Source organism: Bhargavaea ginsengi (genome assembly GCF_900109165.1).
Lineage (GTDB): Bacteria > Bacillota > Bacilli > Bacillales_A > Planococcaceae > Bhargavaea > Bhargavaea ginsengi.
The window spans coordinates 512,164-532,728 of sequence record NZ_FNZF01000002.1 but is presented as its reverse complement, the minus strand read 5'-3'; the positions used below and the strand labels follow the sequence as shown (position 1 = coordinate 532,728).

The 20,565-nt window shown below is 51.8% G+C and carries 21 protein-coding genes and 1 other RNA gene; 14 read left to right on the top strand and 8 right to left on the bottom strand.

Annotated elements, in window-relative coordinates; translation table 11 throughout:
- Window positions 1-43: 43 nt before the first annotated feature.
- From BMX91_RS07815 to thpR, 3 genes are all read right to left on the bottom strand, one after another.
- Entirely contained in the window at window positions 44-1,102 is a 1,059-nt protein-coding gene (locus BMX91_RS07815; RefSeq protein ID WP_177168318.1) for a DUF4097 family beta strand repeat-containing protein, read from the bottom strand.
- Window positions 1,095-1,418, bottom strand: a complete 324-nt coding sequence (locus BMX91_RS07810; protein WP_092051820.1) for a PadR family transcriptional regulator — start codon at window positions 1,416-1,418, stop codon at window positions 1,095-1,097. Before BMX91_RS07810 ends, BMX91_RS07815 begins: the two co-directional genes overlap by 8 nt.
- A gap of 116 nt (window positions 1,419-1,534) precedes the next feature.
- Window positions 1,535-2,086, bottom strand: a complete 552-nt coding sequence (gene thpR, locus BMX91_RS07805) for an RNA 2',3'-cyclic phosphodiesterase (RefSeq protein ID WP_177168317.1) — start codon at window positions 2,084-2,086, stop codon at window positions 1,535-1,537.
- Between the two features lie 215 nt (window positions 2,087-2,301).
- On the opposite strand from thpR, the gene BMX91_RS07800 reads away from it, so the two are divergent.
- Both BMX91_RS07800 and BMX91_RS07795 read left to right on the top strand, forming a co-directional pair.
- Window positions 2,302-2,778 carry a helix-turn-helix domain-containing protein gene (locus tag BMX91_RS07800; RefSeq protein WP_092051816.1) on the top strand — a complete coding sequence of 159 codons (477 nt, stop codon included), beginning with the start codon at window positions 2,302-2,304 and terminating at the stop codon, window positions 2,776-2,778.
- An 84-nt stretch (window positions 2,779-2,862) separates the two neighbouring features.
- Entirely contained in the window at window positions 2,863-3,537 is a 675-nt protein-coding gene (locus BMX91_RS07795; protein WP_092051814.1) for a hypothetical protein, read from the top strand.
- Window positions 3,538-3,600: 63 nt separating this feature from the next.
- Here BMX91_RS07795 and BMX91_RS07790 read toward each other — a convergent pair whose 3' ends face one another.
- Complete coding sequence (locus tag BMX91_RS07790; protein WP_092051811.1) at window positions 3,601-4,161, bottom strand: SLOG family protein; 561 nt, start codon at window positions 4,159-4,161, stop codon at window positions 3,601-3,603.
- A gap of 74 nt (window positions 4,162-4,235) precedes the next feature.
- Window positions 4,236-4,426, bottom strand: a non-coding RNA gene (ssrS, locus tag BMX91_RS07785) — 6S RNA.
- Window positions 4,427-4,567: 141 nt separating this feature from the next.
- Between ssrS and BMX91_RS07780 the strand changes: the two genes are divergently transcribed.
- From BMX91_RS07780 to helD, 8 genes are all read left to right on the top strand, one after another.
- Window positions 4,568-5,230 carry a hypothetical protein gene (locus tag BMX91_RS07780; protein WP_092051809.1) on the top strand — a complete coding sequence of 221 codons (663 nt, stop codon included), beginning with the start codon at window positions 4,568-4,570 and terminating at the stop codon, window positions 5,228-5,230.
- A 212-nt stretch (window positions 5,231-5,442) separates the two neighbouring features.
- Complete coding sequence (locus BMX91_RS07775; RefSeq protein ID WP_092051806.1) at window positions 5,443-6,138, top strand: Crp/Fnr family transcriptional regulator; 696 nt, start codon at window positions 5,443-5,445, stop codon at window positions 6,136-6,138.
- A gap of 229 nt (window positions 6,139-6,367) precedes the next feature.
- Entirely contained in the window at window positions 6,368-6,490 is a 123-nt protein-coding gene (locus BMX91_RS15855) for a cytochrome C oxidase subunit II (RefSeq protein ID WP_218143876.1), read from the top strand.
- Window positions 6,491-6,508: 18 nt separating this feature from the next.
- The gene (locus BMX91_RS07770; protein ID WP_092051803.1) at window positions 6,509-6,982 is read left to right on the top strand and encodes a cytochrome c oxidase subunit II; all 474 of its coding nucleotides are present in this window, start codon (window positions 6,509-6,511) and stop codon (window positions 6,980-6,982) included.
- Window positions 6,983-7,041: 59 nt separating this feature from the next.
- Window positions 7,042-8,694 carry a b(o/a)3-type cytochrome-c oxidase subunit 1 gene (locus BMX91_RS07765; RefSeq protein ID WP_092052215.1) on the top strand — a complete coding sequence of 551 codons (1,653 nt, stop codon included), beginning with the start codon at window positions 7,042-7,044 and terminating at the stop codon, window positions 8,692-8,694.
- 212 nt (window positions 8,695-8,906) lie between these two features.
- Window positions 8,907-9,431, top strand: a complete 525-nt coding sequence (locus BMX91_RS07760) for a GNAT family N-acetyltransferase (RefSeq protein WP_092051800.1) — start codon at window positions 8,907-8,909, stop codon at window positions 9,429-9,431.
- Window positions 9,428-9,721 (top strand): DUF2087 domain-containing protein, encoded by a 294-nt coding sequence (locus tag BMX91_RS07755; protein ID WP_092051797.1) that lies wholly within the window; start codon window positions 9,428-9,430, stop codon window positions 9,719-9,721. Before BMX91_RS07760 ends, BMX91_RS07755 begins: the two co-directional genes overlap by 4 nt.
- Before the next feature lie 153 nt (window positions 9,722-9,874).
- Window positions 9,875-12,070: an RNA polymerase recycling motor HelD gene (gene helD, locus BMX91_RS07750; RefSeq protein WP_092052211.1), complete on the top strand. Its 2,196-nt coding sequence runs from the start codon at window positions 9,875-9,877 to the stop codon at window positions 12,068-12,070.
- On the opposite strand, the gene BMX91_RS07745 is transcribed toward helD, so the two are convergent.
- Complete coding sequence (locus tag BMX91_RS07745) at window positions 12,038-12,340, bottom strand: DUF5658 family protein (RefSeq protein WP_092051794.1); 303 nt, start codon at window positions 12,338-12,340, stop codon at window positions 12,038-12,040. The genes helD and BMX91_RS07745 overlap by 33 nt on opposite strands.
- Before the next feature lie 206 nt (window positions 12,341-12,546).
- On the opposite strand from BMX91_RS07745, the gene BMX91_RS07740 reads away from it, so the two are divergent.
- Together BMX91_RS07740 and BMX91_RS07735 are read left to right on the top strand one after the other, a co-directional pair.
- On the top strand, window positions 12,547-13,416 hold the full coding sequence (locus BMX91_RS07740; RefSeq protein WP_092051792.1) for an endonuclease/exonuclease/phosphatase family protein: 870 nt from the start codon (window positions 12,547-12,549) through the stop codon (window positions 13,414-13,416).
- A 120-nt stretch (window positions 13,417-13,536) separates the two neighbouring features.
- Window positions 13,537-14,121 (top strand): histidine phosphatase family protein, encoded by a 585-nt coding sequence (locus BMX91_RS07735; RefSeq protein WP_092051789.1) that lies wholly within the window; start codon window positions 13,537-13,539, stop codon window positions 14,119-14,121.
- Between the two features lie 253 nt (window positions 14,122-14,374).
- Here the strand turns inward: BMX91_RS07735 and BMX91_RS07730 are convergent, their stop codons facing one another.
- Both BMX91_RS07730 and BMX91_RS07725 read right to left on the bottom strand, forming a co-directional pair.
- Window positions 14,375-14,875, bottom strand: a complete 501-nt coding sequence (locus tag BMX91_RS07730; RefSeq protein WP_092051786.1) for a metallophosphoesterase family protein — start codon at window positions 14,873-14,875, stop codon at window positions 14,375-14,377.
- Window positions 14,872-16,929 (bottom strand): thioredoxin domain-containing protein, encoded by a 2,058-nt coding sequence (locus BMX91_RS07725; RefSeq protein ID WP_092051782.1) that lies wholly within the window; start codon window positions 16,927-16,929, stop codon window positions 14,872-14,874. The genes BMX91_RS07730 and BMX91_RS07725 overlap by 4 nt, the downstream gene beginning before the upstream one ends.
- A gap of 168 nt (window positions 16,930-17,097) precedes the next feature.
- Here BMX91_RS07725 and BMX91_RS07720 point away from each other — a divergent pair, with 168 nt between their 5' ends.
- Both BMX91_RS07720 and BMX91_RS07715 read left to right on the top strand, forming a co-directional pair.
- On the top strand, window positions 17,098-19,683 hold the full coding sequence (locus BMX91_RS07720) for a cation-translocating P-type ATPase (RefSeq protein WP_092051779.1): 2,586 nt from the start codon (window positions 17,098-17,100) through the stop codon (window positions 19,681-19,683).
- A gap of 132 nt (window positions 19,684-19,815) precedes the next feature.
- The gene (locus BMX91_RS07715; protein ID WP_092051777.1) at window positions 19,816-20,565 is read left to right on the top strand and encodes a MerR family transcriptional regulator; all 750 of its coding nucleotides are present in this window, start codon (window positions 19,816-19,818) and stop codon (window positions 20,563-20,565) included.

Here is a 20,565-nt window from a genome sequence, read left to right as displayed (position 1 = left end):
CCTGCTCAGGACTGGCCCATGTTTATGTTTGCTATTAAATCGCTTACTGCTGCTTCACTGTGATTCTTCCATTATCGGATTCAAGTTTAACCAGAATGCTGCCATCCCCGTAGAGTGCCTCTTTCGTGCGCACTCCGAAAATATCCACTTGTCCATTGTCGGTTCTCGTCCTGATCAAGGCATCAGTCGGTTTAGCCGTTGTGGAGACAGTGATACTGCCATTGTCCGTTTTCAGGTCGACCGAATCACCGATGCGGTCTACGGAAAGTTCAATGCGTCCATTATCCGTCCTTCCGGTAATTGCTCCTTCCACGTTTTCCATGACGATTCGTCCGTTATCAGTTTCTGCGCGGAGCCGGCCGGACCGGACACGGAACATCTCAATGCGTCCGTTGTCCGTCTCGCACTTGATTGTATCTGATTCAGTCTTGTTTATTTCAATGCGTCCGTTATCGGACTTCGCATCTATCTCGCGAAAGGCGCATTCCCTGATGGTGATCCTGCCATTATCAGAACGGGCTGCAAACTGTCGGGCCAGTTGCTGTTCGGCAGAAATCGACCCGTTTTCCGTTCTGGCCAAGATAGAGTCATACAGTTTCTTAGGTAAATGGATCACCATCCGGAACGTCGGGGTGGAACCGAAGCTGAACCAGCTTCTGATGGTGCGCCGTCCAACCAGAGTAATGCTCAGCTTTGCATCACTAATATCGGCATCGAACTTTAAATCTTTCTTTTCTCCGATCAGCTCGATTCGGGTGACAGTATCAGTTGACGGTATGAGACGTACAGCACCAGTTTCGGTCATGACTTCAGCGGCAGTAAAGTGCCCGTCAAGAATCTCGATCAGTTCATAGTCATCCCGTTGCCTGCTGCTGGGGGCAGCAGGCCTTTCCGTTTCCGTGAATTCCGGATACGCACTCAGAATGTCAGAAGCGATGGCCGCGGGGGAGCCGAGAGATACTGAAATTTCCTCCTCGCTCTTGCCGTCGCGCACCCCTTCATCAAAGTACTCATCAAGATCACCGAGGACGTCCTCTTTCTCATCTTCAGGCAATACAGCCAGTTCTTCCTCCAGTGCAAGCAGAAATTGTTCCTTATTCATCTTTCCCATCCCCTCCGATCAGTTCGTTGACATTTTCGGTGAATTCTCGCCATTCGGCAAGCAGATCTTGCAGATAATCCTGGCCCGACTGAGTCAGCCGATAATATTTTCTCGGCGGCCCTTCATTGGATTCTTTCAGATAGGTCTCGAAAAACCCTTCTTTGGTCAATCTTCTGAGCAGGGTGTACACAGAGCCTTCCGAAACTTCGATCCGCCTGGAAATCATCTGGACAAGCTCATAACCATAGCGATCCTGGCCGTCAAGCAAAGCAAGAACACAAAGATTGAGCACCCCTTTTTTAAATTGAATATTCATGTGTCACCTTCCCATTCAATAGTACTGTACAAAGATAAGTACTATAAAACAGTATATTCCAATGTACTGCTCAATGACAAGTACCATGATAAAAAGAACGGCACGAAATCCGTTCTTTAACGGTCATGCCCAAGCTGGAAAGAAGCAACCGGTTTGTATTTCGGCAGCTGCTGAGGATGGATGGCAAAAAGATGGAAGTGATCAACCGGGATCGTATGAGGACTGAACAGATCTGGAGAGAGATCAAGCCGCTCGTCGGTTTTCCGTTTTTTCGCGATGGTAATATGGGGGACAAAGCGGTCGGCCGACGGAAGGCCGGTCACAGATTTCACCGCATCTGAGACGGATTTCTGAAGCCGGTCCAGCATCAGATTCTTTGTAACCGACAGGTAGGTGACACGCGGACCGGTAGACGGACCAAAAAAATTGAATCCGTCCACTTGTATGGAAAATACCTGATGCTCCGCCGCAACAGAACACAGCTTTGTGACCAGTTTCGAAATTTTACGTTCATCACATGCACCCAGGTAAAATAGCGTGATGTGCAGGTCCTCCGGGTGAGAAACCACTTTATAGCGATCCGACAGCATGTGAAGGTCCATGTACTTTTCGGCAAGCGGCTGCACATCCGCAGGAATCCGGATGCCAAGGAAATAATGCTGTTGCAAGCACAACGCCTCTTTTCTGTGGAGTGATTTTATTGTACCACCAGATATCAGAAACATCAGTTAAATCCGACTGATTTCGGGAGGTTTCGAATGGCTTCGCCAGTGAAAAAGAAGAAGGAGGCCGGATAGAAATAATGAAAAAAGAAAATTCGTTGCCGTATTTATTGAATAAGTTAAGCTGTGCTATGATGGGGAATAGATGAGGAGGGACCCCTATGGCATGGAATCAGAAAGCATTCGGCAGCCGGCTGAGGAAACTCCGTGAACAACAGGGCCTGTCAATGTTGGCTTTCGGAAAAGAAATCGGAACGTCCGCGAGTCGGATCAAACATTGGGAAGAAGGAAAAAGTGCTCCTTCGGCCAGTTGGATTGTAACCATTTGCGAGCGATTTGATGTATCGGCAGAGAATTTGCTGACCGGCAGTAACACGGGAACCGGCGAAAAAAGAATCAATACTCCCGAACATGCTGCTTTCGGTGAAACAGACAGTCCGGGAGTGGACGGATTAGTGGAATCCTTTATCCGTTCAGAACAAGAGAGGTATGGGAAACAGGGAGGACGGGAAAGGCTGATAGAAGAAATTACAGTCCGGCTATCCGGGATGAGTGAACGGGATCTCAGGGAATTGTCGATGCTTGCGGCTCTGAAAGAAAAGTCAGGAAAAGAATTTGGCAGTAAAACAGTCGGCTAAGCAAAAAAACTATGCGGCTCCATGGACACCCGTCCCTTAATCCCTTAAGATGGAACAAGAGTCTGCAGGAGGGAGGTACACGAAGTGAAATTACTTCAGGTACGGAAAGGACAGTTTGTTTATTACAACAATGAACTGCACAAAGTCTATACGATTAACCCGCTGGCAAAAAAATCTGTGCACATGTACCGTGTCAAGGATATGGAACAGGTGACGAGCAAGGCGGAAGAAATCACTCTCCATAAACTGCGTCATATGGATGCATTTATGTTAATGGGAAAATGGTACACCATCCGTGAAGACCTCGAGCCTGAAATCGACGGATATATCCTGGTCACGAAACCTGACCCTGAACCGATGAGTCATTATGGTCTCAATGAATTTGAGAAGGTGGAACAGATTGAGGGCAGGACAGTAGTCACGGCGCGGCAGAATCCGATCAAGCGCAAAGAATTTGTCGTCCTCAGGGAAGGTCTTGAAGAAGGCAGCCGGAACATTGCCTACCAAGACCTTTCCAAAGTAACGGAATCCCAAGTTGCCGAAGATGCAAAGCTGGCAGCGCAACTGTCCCGCACTCAGGAGATCCAGCCGAATATCGGGGATATCTATCTTAACCTCCATAACGGTGGGCGTTCTATGGTTGTTGCAGTCATGGGGGACGATGTCTGGCTCGGCCACGGCGAAAAACTCAAGATTGAAGATCTGCTCGATGCGGACCATTGGACACTTGTCTATGTCAATACGGAATTCGTTCTTTGATCCACATTAAACAACCGCTCCGGACTTAGCCGGAGCGGTTGTTTTTGTAGAATCGGATGACACTCACCAGCCTTCTTCCTCCATCCGCATTTCTTCTGCGGCAAAGTTGAGGTCTTCGCCCGAAATGGTCAGCAATTCATAATGGCCTTGTTCAGCGGCGGGCAGGGCAAGCTTTCTCAACCATTTTGGAGAGCCTTCATTTTCCTCGTCATAGACCAGAAGTAAGCCGTCAGAATTCCGGAGGAGGAACTTATCCCGCTCCGAAAACTGCCACGGGCCCTCATATGGCCGGTTCATCAGCACGGTTGTAAAATCCGCCTGTTCAAGGATGGATTCATAGGCAATCTTTTTGGGCTCGTTCCAGTTCTTCTCCTGCTCAAGAAATGGCGAGATGACCGCGACTTTAAGTGCGGGATATTCAGTACGCAGTTGGAATGCTGCTTCGGCAGCCCAGGTCTCCACGCCTGGCTGTCCGCTGACGATCACCCATTCAAGGCCTTCTTCCAGAAGTGCCCGCATTCTGCCGGTTATGGCCCGGCGAATTACTGCGATTCCCGGGTGTTTGTCATTGAATATCCCTAGTTCGTGCGGTTTGTAGCCGCTCACCAACAGCCGTTTCAGCATCACCGTCATCCTTTCGCTCGATAATAAATGAAAAAGGCCAGCCCGTAGAACGGACTGGCCGGTAAAATGTAAAATAAGAAGCCGCCTTTGCCGTAGGAAAATTAGAAAGTTAAAAACCATCACTCCACAAAGTGGGTGTCATCAGAGATGTTCCTGCACGTCTCCGGAAAAAGGTCCGGAGCTTATCATTCCGATCTCGTTTTTAAACTCCCTATTTCAGCTCAAAGGTTTAACTTTATAATCAATACGGTCAATGCAGCTTGTATTTAGAGTATAGGGCAAAACTCTTCGGGATGCAATGGAAATGTCTGGCCGGAAAAAACTATTTGCTTCAATGCCGGCAGTGCAGTTCGGGGATGTCCGCCGTGTTATAATAGAAACAGTATGAAAAGCGGGGTGAACCGTTTTGTTCAATTCGGTGACATTTTACACAGACCAGCTCGCCGCCATGCGGCGTTTTTATGGCAATATTCTTGAACTCGAAATCACGGAAAGAGCAGAAGACCGCTTTACCGTCAGGATCGGTGCAACTGACGTGACATTTATGGCCGTGGACCGGCCGGCCTTTTATCATTTTGCCATCAACATTCCCGGCAATCAGTTTTCAATGCTGAAACACTGGATCCAGGACCGCGTTCCCCTTAATTGGGAGGACGGCGTGGATGAGGTATACTTCCGGGCATTCGATGCCGACTCGATGTATTTCGAGGACCCTGCCGGCAACATTGTCGAGCTAATCGGCAGGAGGAGAAAAGATGTCTACGGCGACGTTTCCCGGTCTTCGTTCTTGAATGTGAGCGAAGTCGGCCTGGTGACCAACCAGGTTCAGGAAGCAGGCCAGACCTTGTTTGATGCAGGTCTGCCATTGCGCGGAACCGATCTGGAACTGGACGACCTGAATTTCATCGGGCGGGGAGACGCTTACTTTGTTCTTGTCCGTGACGGACGGAAGTGGTACTTTTCGAAAAGGAATGCCGAAATACACCCGCTGGAGGCAAAGCTGATTGACGGAACAGTGGTTCGGCTGGGTGCAGAGGGAAAGATCAGCTTGAGTGTCAGCGGGGAATAACCGCGCTTCAACAGAACTTGGGAGTGTGAAATACTTTGTTTGGATTGTTCAAGAAAAGATGCGGAATCTGCAAGAGGAAAACCGCATTGCTGCGCACGTACCGCAGAGGCCGTGAGAGTGTCATCAAAGTGTGTCCGGCGTGCGGAGAGTATGCCGAGCGCCGCGCTTACAGGAAAGCCTGACCGGATTCAGGGATAAAAGGAAGTGGCGTGATGGAACGCACATTATCAGCCGTCGACGGATTGACAGGTATTCTGAAGGCCTCGGCGGGCAGCCAGAAAATCGCAAAAGAAGATTATCTTTTCCGTGAGGGCGAGCAGGCGGAGACGCTCTACTTTGTCGAGTCGGGGAAAGTGCGGGTCGGCAAGGTGACACCGGATGGACGTGAAATTACCTTCCGGATTTGCGGTGAAGGGGACTTTATCGGCGAAATCATGCCGTTCTGCCCGCCGTCCCTCTATACAGTGGAAGCGATGGCGACGGAAGCTACGATTGTTACGGCCGTTCCAAAGGAACGCCTGGAGGAACTTCTTTACTTGGAGCATGAGCTTTCGATCGCCTACATGAAATGGATGGGGATCCTGCAGCAACGGACTCAGTCCAAGTTCCGTGATCTCATCTTGCATGGGAAAAAGGGAGCCTTGTATTCGACACTGATCCGGATGTCCAACAGTTACGGCGTCCCGGCAGAAGGCGGCGGTATCCTGATCGATCTGGAACTGACCAACCAGGAACTGGCCAACTTCTGCGGGATGGCCCGCGAAGTGGCCAACCGCATGCTGTCGGAACTGAGGAAAAGCGGAAAGCTTCGGATGGACAATGGTAAGATTGTACTGACCGATATCGGTTTTCTGCGGGATGCAATGCATTGTGAGAACTGCCCTGTGGAAATCTGCAGTATCGAGTAGCCGTGCCACCATATAGGAAACAAGCCCGTCTGCGGGAAATGCAGGCGGGCTCTTCAAATGGCTCCGGCCTTTTGCAATGACTGATGCATTGCGGAAGGCCGGGGTCTTTTTGTCTATTTTATTACAGCAACGTTGAAATCAACGGAAAATCTGTGATGTTTATCACAGTTCCGGGATGTGCCTAATTTTAAGATAGGACTATAGAAACCGATCGGGAGGATGATTGGAGATGAAAAAAAATAAGAACCCGCACGAAGCGGATTTGCGTGGCACGCTGATCAGTGTGCTGGTGGTAGGGGTGCTCATAGCCGTGATGTGGGCGGCGGTCTACGCCATGTATGTGGCACTTTAAAGAAAGGGGAGGAACACAATGCATCTACACAAGTTCGAAAAAATTTGGCTGATATTCGGAATCGCCATGCTTGCTGTATTCCTCGGCATCGTCGGAGTTCAGGCTTTTACCCAAGGCCAGACACCGGCGGGCGGCATGGAGAAGATTGATCCTGAAAAAGTCGATGTGACGGCTCCGTTTGATGATCCGGGCGTTCATCAGATCGACGAAGATACCTATGAAGTGGTGATCAAGGCCATGGCCTATGGATATGAGCCTTCGGAAATCAAAGTTCCGGCCGGTAAAGAAATCATCTTCAAAGTGACCAGCAAGGACGTCATTCACAGCTTCACGATTCCCAACACGAAAGTGAACATGATGGTCGTTCCTGGGCAGGTCAACGAAAAACGCTATACCTTTAAGGAACCGGGAACGTTTCTGATTCTGTGCAACGAGTATTGCGGCACGGGCCATCACTTCATGCATACTGAAATCGAGGTGGTTGAGGAATGATTATACACTCTGAACGCGGACCTCTGGCAGGCCGGCGCACATCATCTGCTGTTGCAGGCGTGACAGCAGCTTCTGAACGGAAACTTGCACTCTGGAATATCGGTTTCGCCTATACAGCATTCCTAATCGGAACATTTTGCGGACTGCTACAGGTATTTATGCGCAATGAGATGATCCAACTGCCTGCCTGGCTGGACTATTATCAGGTTCTGACTGTACACGGGGTCACGCTGGCACTTGTCTACACGACGTTCTTCATCTATGCCTTCCTGATCACAGGAATGAGCAAGGCTCTCGGAAGTTTTGGTCCTAAAGTGGCCCGCTGGTCATGGATCGGATTTTTCGTGGCCGCAGCAGGTACGGTGTGGGCAACCATCGAAATCCTGTCCGGCAGGGCAAGTGTTCTTTATACGTTTTACGCACCGCTTAAGGCGAGCGGCTGGTTCTATGTCTCTCTTGCCCTTTTGATCATCGGTACCTGGATCATAAGCTTTGCGCTGATTGCTCACTATGTGAAGTGGCGGAAAGCCAATCCGGGTATCATGAGCCCGCTGTTCGCATTCATGACCATCTCGACACTTGCCATGTGGATCATCGCCTGTCTCGGGGTCGTCGCCGCTGTTGTATTCATGTACATTCCTTGGGCATTCGGATGGGTGGATACGATCAACGTCGAACTGAGCCGGACACTATTCTGGTTTTTCGGGCACCCGCTGGTTTACTTCTGGCTGCTTCCAGCCTATATGGCCTGGTATCTGGTCGTCCCGAAACTTCTCGGTACAAAAGTGTTCAGCGATTCCCTGGCGCGCCTGTCATTCCTGCTCTTTATCCTGTTTTCCATTCCGGTCGGCCTTCACCACCAGCTGACCGAGCCGGGCGTCGCTGACTTCTGGAAGTTCCTTCAGGTCACGCTGACCTTCATGGTCGTTATCCCGACGCTTATGACCGCGTTCTCGCTTTTTGCGACTTTTGAAATCTCCGGTCGCCAAAAAGGGGCCAAAGGGTTGTTCGGATGGGTCTCCAAACTTCCTTGGAACGACATTCGCTTTACCTCGCTCTTTATCGCGATGGTATTCTTTATCCCGGGCGGTGCAGGGGGAATTATCAACACCAGTTTCCAACTCAATGAAATGGTCCATAACACACTCTGGGTCGTCGGCCACTTCCATATCACGGTCGGAACTCCGGTTGCGATGACGTTCATGGGAATCTCATTCTGGCTGATCCCTTATCTGACCGGACGGACATTGACGAAAACCACCAAGAAGCTCGCATTTATCCAGATCATTTCCTGGTCGGTCGGGATGCTCTTTATGTCCACCGCACAGCACGTTCTCGGCCTGCTCGGTGCCCCGCGGCGCACTCAGCACTCCAATTACAGCGATCATCCGACAGTGCTGGGCTGGTTTGACGGATTCTTCTCGAATACGGCGACACTCGCCCTCGGCGGAATCATCCTGTTCTTCTCAGCAATGCTGCTCATGGTCATCGTGTTCCGGCTATGGCTGATCGAGCCGCGATCCGAAAAGGGTGACCTGTATGCGGAATTTCCGATTGCGGAAAGCGATGCTTCGGCAACACCAAGGTGGCTTGAAAACTGGTGGATCTGGATCGGCATCGCAGTCGCCCTGATCCTCCTCGCCTACACGTTCCCGATCACCCATATGATCCAGGATGCACCTCCGGGATCCAAAGGCTTTATTAACTGGTAAGGAGATGAGCAAATGCTGCTTATGATCGTATCGTTCATGATTGTCATGATCATCGTCATGGTGATCGCGATGGAGCTTGGTTCAGAAAAGGAAATGTAAAGTTCAAGCCTGTCCGGCACATACCGGGCAGGTTTTTTCATGTTGCACAGGGGGCGTAAACCTGACAACATGGAACCAAAGGTTTAAAGACGGATGCTAAATGGGGGAGCGGAATGATTGTCAGACGTGCGAAAGCAGGAGATGAAAGAGGAATGGCTGAAGTCCATATAAGAAGTTGGAAGACAACTTACCGGGGAATCGTGTCCGATCATTACCTGGATTCGATGAAGGCGGATGAGCGGGAGGAACTGTGGAGAAAAGGAATTTCAAAAACTGAGGCATTTGTTGCTGAAGATAAAGGGGAAGTTGCCGGGTTTGCAAATGGCGGACCTGAGCGATCTGGGGACTATCAGGAGTATGACGGAGAACTGTATGCCATTTATCTGCTTGAAGAATGTCAGGGGAAGGGTGCCGGCCGTGAGCTTGTCCGGCAGGTTGCGATTGCTCTGAAAAAAGCGGGTTTCCGTTCCCTGCTCGTTCGGGTACTCCGGAATAATCCTTCATGCCATTTTTATGAGGCTTTGGGCGGAATCCGGATAGGAGAAGAGAAAATAGAAATTGGCGGTGCCCTGCATGAGGAATGGGTCTATGGATGGCCTGAGCTGAATGTTCTCTGTGATAAAGGGGGAGTAAAGTGAGTTTTATCATAACCGATAAAGAACGCGAACAGACATTGAAGAATTTATTCCGGGAAGGGCCTCACGGACCGCTGGATGTTTTTCCTTCTAAAGAGAAAAGGAAGTTCATTGTAGCTGAACATCTGGCAAGCCGCTTTGAAAAAGGAAGAGCCTACAGTGAGCGGGAAGTGAATGAAATCCTAAAACAGGCCTATCCGGACTTTGCGACGATCCGCAGATTTTTTGTGGATTACGGAATGATGGAGCGCTCGGACGATGGCGGGATCTACAAGAGGTCAGAGCAGGTTTGAGGAAGACCCGCTTGAAGCTGCCGGACTGCAGTGGTACAATGCTGTCCTGTTTTCTGCTGTGACAAAGGGATGTAAGGGGGGAGTGCGGTGGCAGCGAGTGATCATCCGGATTATGCTGAAGAATTGGACCGGCTGGAATATACAAAAGAATATATGCAACGGCTGCTCGGTGAAACCGAGCGGGAAGCCGCTGCATCCAGGGAGAATATCCGGCGGTCCATGGGGGATTTGGAACATCTGGATTCCAGTCTGAGCTACATCAATATCCTGACGAACGCCCGATTTTTCGAGATGGCGTCAGGCCGGCAGGAAGAGCTGGAAGGCGTCCTTCAGAATCCTTACTTTGCAAGGATCCATTTCAAAAAAGATGGAGAAGGGGCGGAACTTCTCTACATTGGCAAGACCTCGCTATTCCATCGGGAGACGCAAGAACCTGTCATCGTGGACTGGCGTTCTCCGGTCGCGAATGTCTACTATGACGGAAGGATCGGGGATGTCACCTATGTGGTGAACGGTGAGGAAAACAGCGGCCATCTGTTTGCCAAGCGCCAGTACAAGATCGAAGGTGGTGAGCTCAAGGATATCCGGGATGTCGATCTTACAACGAATGATGAACTTCTGCAGGAGGCGCTTTCCGGCAAGGCCGATGTCCGGCTGACGGAAATCGTCTCAACGATCCAGAAGGAGCAGAATGACATCATCCGGGCCAACCTGAAAAGGCCGATCATCGTCCAGGGGGCGGCGGGAAGCGGCAAAACGACAATTGCCCTCCATCGCATCTCCTATTTCCTCTATACGATGGGCGCGCACTTTCATCCGGAGAAGCTGATGATTCTTGCACCGAGTGAATTGTTTATTGGATATATCAGGGATGTCCTCCCCGAACTCGGTGTAGACAAAATCAGGCAGACCACCTTTGAAACATTTGTGCTTGGGGCGACCGGACTAAAGTTGAAGTTAGCGGACCCGGACAGGAAGCTGGAACTGCTCGCCGAAGGTAGTGAAATGAACCGGGAGATGGTCCTCCTTTCCCGGCTAAAGGGATCACTTGGCTTCCGGGATGCACTCGACCGCTATGTGTCCCTCATTGAGCGGGACACGATGAACCTGTTTGAAGATGTATATATCGAGAAATTCCGGATCATCAAAAAAGAACGGCTCCGCAGATTGTTCAAGAAAGAATTCAGTTACCTGCCCTTGCAGAAGAGGCTTGACCGGATTGCAGGGATCCTCAAGACGGAGACCGCCAGGAAGAGGAAAGAAATCCTGAATACCCTTACTGCCCGGTATGAGCAGGCTCTCGACAAGGCCCTGTTCGGTATCCGGGATGACCGCAGGCGCCGTGAACAGACAACCCGGCTGATTGATGAACGTGATGAGCGGCTCCCGGCCATTGGGAAGGAAGGTAAGAAAACAGCCGCAGCCTATATGAAACGCTTTTCAGCCTTCAACATCAAGAAGTTGTACCGCAACTGGTGCACTGACGAAGAACTGATCCGTAAAACTGCACCTGAATGGACGGCAGGGGAAAGAGAGGCCTTCATCCGGACCTCACATGCCGGACAATGGGAAACCGAGGACTTGGCGGCGCTTCTTTATCTGCAGGCCCGCCTGAAGGGAATTCCTGAACCGTGGAAAATGCGTGCGGTATTCATCGATGAAGCGCAGGATTATAGTGCCTTCCAGTTGGCCGCCCTCCGTGATGCCCTTGATACGGACATGTTCACCATTGTCGGGGATCTTGCCCAGGGCATCCATTCCTACCGGTCAGTAAGGGACTGGGAGACGGTCCGGGATCTGTTTCCGCGTGCAGCCTTCCGGACCCTCCAGAAAAGCTACCGGACAACCGCGGAGATCATGGAAGCCGCAAACGGCGTTCTTGGTGGGATTGCTGCAGGGCTTCCGCTCGTTGAACCGGTGGTCCGCCGCGGACCTGTCCCGGAGGTGCACTGGGCAGAGTCGTTTAATCCGGGTGCGGTGCATGACCTCTACCGGGCAATTCGGGCCAAAGGCCATCGTTCGGTCGCATTGATCACAAAAACTTCGCGAGAGGCGGAGGAAATGGTTGCACGGCTTGCAGCTCTCGATCATGAGGTGATGCTGCTAGGCCGCGGATCGGGTCCCGAATCTGGCCGCCTCCTTGTTGTACCGGGACATCTTGCAAAGGGCCTGGAGTTTGATGCAGTGATGGTCGCTGCGTTCAGGGACCCGTTCAGGGATAGTGAACTTGATCGGAAGATCCTGTATGTCGCCATGACCCGTCCGATGCATGAACTTCATCTGATCGGCGACTTCAGTATGTTCCTGGGCAAGCGCTCAGATCAGGGCGATCCAGAACGCATGCAATAAAAATACGGTGACATAGACGATAAGCGCAGCGTTCATGAGGATCCGGACCGGCCGCGATTCACCGATCGCATGGGATAAGGCGACCAAGATTGCGGGAAGTGCAAGCTTCACCGCGAAGAAATAGGCCGGCTCCATTTCCAAAATGGCATTCATCAGGGGATTGGCCTCGCGGATATAGCCTCCCGAAATGCCGGTTAGCGTCAGATAGGTATCTGCAATGGAAAGAAGCAACAGGAGAATGGAAGGATGCTTCAGAGAATCAGACTTCATGTCGGGAAACGCCTCCTTGTTTTGCGCCCATCCTGCCCGCGCAGTCCCCTTTTCACACCCGTTTATGTAGATTTCGTGAACCGGAACAGCTCAACTTTACAATTTTTAACCAATCCCTTACACTCTCATAATGTTGTGTGGCTAAAGTAGGAAGGGAACAGACAACTTTTCCCCCGTCAGAGAAACCACACAAAAGGAGAGATTTCATGACAGGAAAACCGGCATTGCCCCAGGCTGGGTGTATGGCAGTCGAGGAAACAAAATCTGTGAGGCCAATCAGCGTCATGTCCTATAACATTGCTCATGGCTGCGGTATGGACGGGAAAGTGGATCTCGGCCGGATTGCCGGCGTAATCCGTTCAAGTGGTGCAGATATCGTCGCCTTACAGGAAGTAGACAGCCATTATTCCGGCCGGAGCGGCTTCGAGGATCAGGCTAAGGTTCTTGCCGGGATGCTTGGGATGTCTTACAGCTACGGGCCAAACCTGATTGAGCCGCCGCTGTTTCCGGGTCAGCCGGCCAGAAAGTACGGCAATGCTGTTCTCAGCCGTTTTCCGATCAAATATGCTGTAAACCACGCTTACCGGGAGGTCGAGAAACCTCCGGAAGATGCAGAGCCCCGCGGGGTGTTGGAGACCATCATCGATCTGGGCGGAATGTACCTGAGTCTATTCAATACACATCTGTCCCTGCACGAGGACGGGCTTCGTTCAAATATAAGCGAGCTTGTTGAGCTTGCAGGCAACTCAATGTTCCCGGCAGTGATCACCGGGGATTTCAATGCTGTACCTGAACACCCGGAGATCCAACAGATCCGGTCCCTTTTTAGGGATTCATTTGACGGGATCGAGCCAGAAGATTCGCTTACGTTCCCGAGCCGGTATACTGATCCATCAGGGGCTGGCATGTCAGAGCCTGCAGCCCGGATTGATTATATCTTTTCGCGGGGAATTGAGGACATCGGCGAAGTGCGTGTGATCAGCGCGGATGCATCCGACCATATGCCAATCATCGCTAAGCTGCTGTTTCCAGTTGCGGCAGCGGATAAAAGACAGCCCGAACTGGCGTCAAATTGAAAACGGAATTCCTTAAGACCGCCATCTTGCGGCCTTTTTCGCGTCTGTAGGGAGGAATCACCGCCTGCCGGTCGAAAAAGAAAGAGAACAGCCCGACGGATGGGCAGGGGAGGGATGAAAATGAAACGGATCGGTTTTGTCCGCCATGGTGTGACCGAATGGAACAGGGCACGCAAGTGGCAGGGACACTCGGATATACCGCTTGATCCGGAAGGAATTGCCGAGGCGGAAAAAGCGGCTGCGCGGCTCGCTGGGGAAGGCTGGGAAATCATATATGCAAGCCCGCTGAAACGCGCACTGAAAACCGCGGAAATCATTAAAGAAGCAAATCCCGGCCTGCGTCTGGTCGAAGATACCCGCTTGGTGGAAGTGTACGGCGGTCAGCTGGAAGGGACGACAGAGGAAGAGCGGGTCAAAAAATGGGGGAGCGAATGGCGGTCGCTTTTGCCCACTCTTGGAATGGAGCCCGATGAAGACATGGTAGCCAGGGGAATTGAACTTCTGGAAGAGATCAGAAAGCGTCCTGAAGAGAATGTGCTCCTTGTCACGCACGGCGGTTTTATCAGACGGCTTCTCCAAGCGATTGTTCCTGATCTCCAGCAGACTGATCGCATTCTGAATACATCAGTGACGGTTGTGGAAATGCATGATGAGGAAAACCTCTGCACGCTTTATAACTGCACCAAGCACCTGTCAGATGCCTAGATCATGTAAAGGGGCTGTCCGAAAAGTCGGATTCAGCACATGATATAGCAAAACGGCACGGACGCCGGGGTGACTCCTCGAAAATGCTTCGCATTTCCTTCGTGCGAGGCTTATTCGAGGAGGCTTTTGTGTCCTGCGGGAAAAGCGTGTCGAGCCCCGCTTTACGCGGGGCTCGGCGCCGGCCCGCGGTAAGCCACCAGAGTCCGTGCCGTTTGCTGTTTTTATCGTATTAATGACTTATTGGACAGCCCCTTTAGACTTTACTGCTGTAGAGAACATGCCTGAGGGTAAAGCTGCCGGTTTCCGTTTCGAGGATACCGAACGAAAAATCCGCCTCTCTCCGCTTGTCGGTAGGAGAGCCGGGATTGAACAGCACGATCCCGTCATGATTTTCGTGATAGGGAATATGGGAATGGCCGAACAGGATGATATCCGGCTGTTCTTCCCTGAATGTATCCAGGGCCCGCAGTGGAGTCGTCTTGCCTTTCCCGTCACCGTGAACGAGGGAGACCATGATGCCGTCAAAGGAAAAACGTTTTTCCCTGCCGAATTGTTCCCTGACCTCGGGGGGATCGGCATTACCGTATACGCCATCGACAGGCGCAAAGCGTTGCAATTCATCGTAAACGGCAATTGATTGCCAGTCCCCGGTATGGATGATCCTGTCTGCGGTATCAAGCTCCTCAATAAGACGCGGGGGCAGTGATTTGGCCATACGGGGCATATGCGTATCGCCCATAATGACAATCCTCAACTGGACTCATCCAATCCGATAGCATCCAGGATCTTGTTGTAGCCATGGACAGGGGATCTGCACACATTGCTTTCGCAGACAAAGGCGGTCAGCGGATGGCTGACATCTCTTTTCCCTTCTGTCAGTCCGGAAAGCGGACTGTCGGCATCCCCCGGCTCTGTCCAGACATCAAAAGGAAGAAAAGCTTTCCTGAGAGTTTCAAGCAGTTCCGAACGGTCATCCGTCCGGCTGCCGGTCACGACAATCTCACGACCGCCGGCCTCGAATGCCATCCTTGCCATGAGCAGACTGAGTGTACCGTTCGGATATTGGCCCGCCTCTCCCGCGAACTCCGCCATGATTCCTTCAGCCCGCCGGATCCAGCGCTCGTCCGCCGTCAGCTTGCCGAGCCTCCACAACTGCATGGCGGCAATTCCGTTTCCTGATGGAAGGGCGCCGTCCAGAATATCTTTGGTCCGCGTCAGCAGTTCTTCACCTTCCCGGTCTGTGAAGTAGAAGCCTCCCGGTCCGTCTGCAAACCGGTCCTCCAAGATTTCGGCAAGACGGACAGCTTCTTTTGCATATCGCTCGTCGCCATCGGCCTGTTGAAGCTCGAGAAGGCCCCAGATCAGATATGCATAGTCATCCAGATAGGCATGAAATTTTGCGTCGCCGTCACGCCATCTTGCAATCAGATGGTCGCCGCCATCGAGCCGCTCTTTGATGAACCCGGCTGCTCGCTTTGCCGCCTCCAGCATGTCCGAATCGGAAAATGCCGCACCGGCTTTTGAGAGTGCCGCAATCATCAGGCCGTTCCATGAAGTGAGGATTTTATCATCTAGATGGGGATATGGCCTGGCTTCCCTATGCTTCAGCATTTTGGGGAGGCAGTCATCCAAAATACGTTCCACTTCCTCTTCGGTAATGCCGAACTCCGATGTGACCGCCTCCAAGTCCAAGCCGACCATGTTCGGAATGCTCTTGCCTTCGAAATTCCCGCCTGTCTTGATGTCATATACAGCACAGACGATTTCGGCCTCCTTTTCTTCCAGCAGGGCAAAGACCTCCTCAACCGTCCACAAATAATACGTGCCCTCGGCACCTTCGCTATCCGCGTCGAGGGCAGAGTAGAATCCGCCTTCCGGGTGGGTCATCTCTCGCCTGATGAATCGGAAAAGGTCCTTCACGATACCGGCATAGCGTTCATCGCCGGAAATCTGAAATGCTTCTGTATAGGCCAGCATGAGCATTGCCTGGTCGTACAGCATCTTCTCGAAATGGGGGACGAGCCAGTATTCATCGACGGAGTAACGGGCAAATCCCGACCCGACCTGGTCGTAGATCCCGCCTGAGGCCATCGCGTCCAGCGTCCGGTCCGCCATCGTGTATGCCATCGGCTCTCCGTGCCATTCAAAGTATCGGAACAGGTAAAGCAACTGATGGGGCGAAGGGAATTTCGGCGCGCCGCCAAATCCTCCGTAGACGCCGTCATACAGCCGGGCCAGCTGGCCGAATGCCTGATGGAGAGTGGAGGCGGGAATTTCCCCGTTGCCCGGTTCGGCACGGACTTCGAGCGCTTCCTTCATCCGTTCTCCGATCTCTTTAATCCGATCCGGATCATTCGTGTACACATCGTGCAGCTGCGGCAGCACATCCATCATTCCCGGACGGCCATACTTGCCGGTTTTCGGGAAGTAGGTGCCGATATAGAACGGCTTTTGGTCAGGGGTGAGGAAGGCATTAAGCGGCCATCCGCCCTGTCCGGTCAGCTTCATGCAGGCATCCATGTAGATTGCGTCAATATCCGGACGCTCCTCACGGTCGACTTTAACGGGGATAAAGTGCTCATTGATGAGCGCTGCAACATCTTCGTCCTCGAACGACTCATGGGCCATTACATGGCACCAATGGCAGGTGGAATAGCCGATCGATACAAAGACCGGCTTGTTTTCTTCCTTTGCTCGCCGGAAAGCTTCTTCCCCCCAAGGATACCAGTCGACCGGATTATGGGCGTGCTGGAGAAGATAAGGGGATTTCTCATGAATTAGACGATTTGTATGAATGGAATCGCTCATTTTGCCACTCCTTCCTATTCCAAGTATAGCCTCTATTGTTCCAGGCAAAAACAATTGCACCGAAAAGCCGGCGGGAGTCGCATGGAATAGGGGTGCGACGCATACCTTCATCATGAAGAACTTGTCCAGATCATGAGATACAGCCATACACGATGGAGGGATCACCGCATGAGTGTCATGCTAAAACCGGTCAAGCCACAATTGGACGAGCCTGAAGCGATCGGGCAGGGACTATCGGATGAAGAAGTCAGGCTGAGGCGGGAAGAAGACGGATTTAATGAGCTGCAGGAAGAAAAGCGCAAAAGCGCCGGCGCCGTATTCATTGACCAGTTCAAAGATTTCCTGGTCATCATCCTGAATATTGCGGCCGTCATCTCTGCATTTCTGGGGGAAGTGGAGAGTTCAATCGTCATTCTGAGCGTGGTCCTGCTCAACGCAGCACTGGGTACCATCCAGCACGTCAAAGCAGAAAAATCATTGAACAGCCTGAAGGCTATGGCGGCCCCCTCTGCAAATGTATTGCGGAATGGGAAGGTCGTGCAGATTCCTTCACGCGAAGTCGTGACAGGAGATATCCTGATCATCAACGCAGGAGATTATATTTGTGCGGATGCCCGGATCTTGGAGAGCCACAGCCTCCTGATCAACGAAAGCTCGCTTACCGGAGAATCCGTCCCCGTTGAGAAGAATGCGGAATTCGTAAGCGGGGAACACGTCGCACTCGGCGACAGGAAAGACATGGCGTTTTCAGGCAGCTTTGTCACAAGCGGCAGGGGAAAAGCTGTTGTGACGGCAATCGGCATGGATACTGAAATCGGTAAGATTGCAGATCTGCTCGAACACGCCAAGGAAAAAAGCACGCCACTCCAGGAGCGGCTGGATCAATTCGGCAAAGCGCTGGCCATCGGAATCACGGTGATCTGCGTGATCGTTTTCGGTTTGGATGTGATCCGCGGAAGGGAACTGTCGGATTCGTTTATGTTTGCCGTTTCACTGGCAGTTGCAGCCATACCTGAGGCGCTCAGCTCCATTGTGACGATTGTCCTTGCTTTCGGGACACAGAAGATGGCCAAAGAAAATGCCATCATCCGGAAATTGCATGCGGTTGAAAGCCTGGGCAATATCTCTGTGATCTGCTCGGATAAGACGGGAACGCTCACCCAGAATAAAATGACGGTCCAGCTGTTTTACACCGACGGGCAGATGCTCGGCCATGATCAGCTGCAGCCGGGAAATAAACATCACGAAAAGCTGTTGCGCATGGCACTGCTATGCAACGATGCCTTAACGGCAGACGGACAGGAAATCGGGGACCCGACAGAAGTTGCTCTTGTACACATCGGGAAGCAATATGGATTTGATGAGCAGGCGGAGAGGGAGCTGAACCCGCGCGTCGGGGAGATCCCCTTTGATTCCAGAAGAAAGCTGATGTCAACAATTCACCGGATCGGCCATAAGCAGGTGATGGTCACCAAAGGTGCGACAGATGTTCTGATTCCGAGAATCAGCCGCATCGAACTGGCCGGCGGTGTGCAGGCAATTTCCCTGCATCAGATTGAATCGATCAGACAGGCCAGCCATTCGTTTGCCGACGGGGGGCTGCGTGTGTTGGCTCTTGCTTATAAGGAAGTTCTCCCGACACTCCCGGGTGCGGCACAAGAAGAGGGACTGACTTTTCTGGGCCTGATTGCGATGATGGACCCGCCAAGGGAGGAAACGGAACAGGCAGTGGCCGATTGTATCCATGCAGGCATCAAGCCGGTCATGATCACGGGTGACCATAAAATCACAGCCATTGCGATCGCCGGACAAATCGGTATCCTAAAAGACCCATCTGAAGCGGTAGAGGGCAAAGACATCGAAAAACTGTCCGATGAAGAGCTTAAGGCCCAAATTGACCGGATTTCTGTTTATGCACGGGTTTCTCCCGAACACAAAATCAGGATTGTGAGAGCCTGGCAGGAAAAAGGGAACGTAGTTGCCATGACCGGGGACGGTGTGAACGATGCACCGGCCCTGAAGCAGGCGGATATCGGAGTGGCCATGGGAATGGCCGGAACGGAAGTGGCCAAGGACGCGTCCTCGATGGTACTGACCGATGATAATTTTTCAACGATCGTAAAAGCCATATCCAATGGCCGGAGCATGTATAACAATATCAAAAATGCCATCCAGTTTTTATTGTCCGGAAATGCCGGGGCGATTTTCGTTGTGATCTACGCTTCCCTTTTTGCACTACCGGTTCCTTTCCTTCCGGCACACCTCCTGTTTATCAATCTGCTGACAGACAGTTTGCCTGCAATTGCTATCGGACTCGAGCCACACAGCAAAAAAGTGATGAAAGAAAAGCCGAGGGACAAGGATGAAGGATTGTTCAGCAAGCGGGATGTCATGCAGATCACCACGGAAGGCCTGCTGATTGCAGCTGTCACAATTATCGCATTCCAATATGGATTATCTGCGGGGGGCCCTGCAGATGCCACCACGATGGCTTTTGCCACGCTATGCCTCGCCCGCTTGTTCCATGGATTCAACTGCCGCTCAAAAGACTCCATTTTCAGGCTCGGCCTATTTACCAACATCGCCTGCTGGACCGCGTTTCTGATCGGTGTGATTTTGCTGAACCTCGTGTTGACGTTCGGGCTGTTTGAAGCGGCTGCCCTCGACAAGGTACAGTTGTATATAATTTATGGTCTGGCATTTGTGCCTTTCGTCGTCATCCAGACGTGGAAACTGATTTTTGTAAAATCATAAAGAATAACTTGCCAATCCGAATTCAACCCGCTTCCGACGGGTGAATTCGGATTTTTATTGGGACTGAAGTGTTGACCCTGACGCATCGTCAGACTTTATACTGGATTCAAGAAGGAGAAGGAGGAGGTCGGGATGCTCCGAAAAGTAAAGGAAGTCGCAGAATTGACCGGTGTCAGTATCCGGACACTGCATCATTACGACCGGATTGGGCTTTTGTCTCCGGAACACGTAACGGAGGCGGGGTACCGGCAGTACTCTGAGCGCGACCTGGAAACACTCCAGCAGATCCTGTTTTTCCGGGAACTGGGCTTTCAACTAAAGCAGATCGGTCAAATTTTGCAAAATCCGGATTTCGACAGGATAGAAGCCCTTGCCCTGCAGCGTGAAGCACTATTGGAAAAACGGTCAAGGCTCGACCGGATGATTCAGACGCTGGAGAATACCATACAGGATGCGAAAGGAGAAATTGAAATGACCGATAAGGAGAAGTTCCAAGGGTTCGATTTCACGAATAACCCCTACGAAGAAGAAGCCCGGCAACGATGGGGGAATGAGGCGGTCGACCGCTCCAATAAGGCTCTGGCAGACATGGGAGCGCAAGGGCAGAAGCAAATCAGCGAACAGATGGAGGCCCTGTTCCGGAAACTTGCGGCCATGAGGCATCAGGACGCGGGTTCCGACGAGGTCCAGCAGTCAATCGGCGAATGGCATGCCTTCTTGAACAGCATGGGCCACAGCTATTCACCGGAAGCCTTCAGAGGTCTCGGGCAACTTTATATCCAGGATGAGCGCTTCACCAGAAACATGGACAAATTCGGTGATGGGTTCGCCCGGTTCATGGCAGAAGCGATGGGAATCAGGGCTGACCGTCTGCAGGACTGA

Bases quoted from the DNA above. Each gene is read 5' to 3' on its own strand.
- BMX91_RS07790 (WP_092051811.1), bottom strand. From the start codon at position 4,161: ATGCTGAAACGGCTGTTGGTGAGCGGCTACAAACCGCACGAACTAGGG.
- BMX91_RS07715 (WP_092051777.1), top strand. From the start codon at position 19,816: ATGCTCCGAAAAGTAAAGGAAGTCGCAGAATTGACCGGTGTCAGTATC.
- BMX91_RS07725 (WP_092051782.1), bottom strand. From the start codon at position 16,929: ATGAGCGATTCCATTCATACAAATCGTCTAATTCATGAGAAATCCCCT.
- helD (WP_092052211.1), top strand. From the start codon at position 9,875: ATGCAACGGCTGCTCGGTGAAACCGAGCGGGAAGCCGCTGCATCCAGG.
- BMX91_RS07760 (WP_092051800.1), top strand. From the start codon at position 8,907: ATGATTGTCAGACGTGCGAAAGCAGGAGATGAAAGAGGAATGGCTGAA.
- BMX91_RS07800 (WP_092051816.1), top strand. From the start codon at position 2,302: ATGGCATGGAATCAGAAAGCATTCGGCAGCCGGCTGAGGAAACTCCGT.
- BMX91_RS07815 (WP_177168318.1), bottom strand. From the start codon at position 1,102: ATGAATAAGGAACAATTTCTGCTTGCACTGGAGGAAGAACTGGCTGTA.
- BMX91_RS07735 (WP_092051789.1), top strand. From the start codon at position 13,537: ATGAAACGGATCGGTTTTGTCCGCCATGGTGTGACCGAATGGAACAGG.
- BMX91_RS07720 (WP_092051779.1), top strand. From the start codon at position 17,098: ATGAGTGTCATGCTAAAACCGGTCAAGCCACAATTGGACGAGCCTGAA.
- BMX91_RS15855 (WP_218143876.1), top strand. From the start codon at position 6,368: ATGAAAAAAAATAAGAACCCGCACGAAGCGGATTTGCGTGGCACGCTG.
- BMX91_RS07745 (WP_092051794.1), bottom strand. From the start codon at position 12,340: ATGAAGTCTGATTCTCTGAAGCATCCTTCCATTCTCCTGTTGCTTCTT.
- BMX91_RS07770 (WP_092051803.1), top strand. From the start codon at position 6,509: ATGCATCTACACAAGTTCGAAAAAATTTGGCTGATATTCGGAATCGCC.
- BMX91_RS07775 (WP_092051806.1), top strand. From the start codon at position 5,443: ATGGAACGCACATTATCAGCCGTCGACGGATTGACAGGTATTCTGAAG.
- BMX91_RS07740 (WP_092051792.1), top strand. From the start codon at position 12,547: ATGACAGGAAAACCGGCATTGCCCCAGGCTGGGTGTATGGCAGTCGAG.
- BMX91_RS07810 (WP_092051820.1), bottom strand. From the start codon at position 1,418: ATGAATATTCAATTTAAAAAAGGGGTGCTCAATCTTTGTGTTCTTGCT.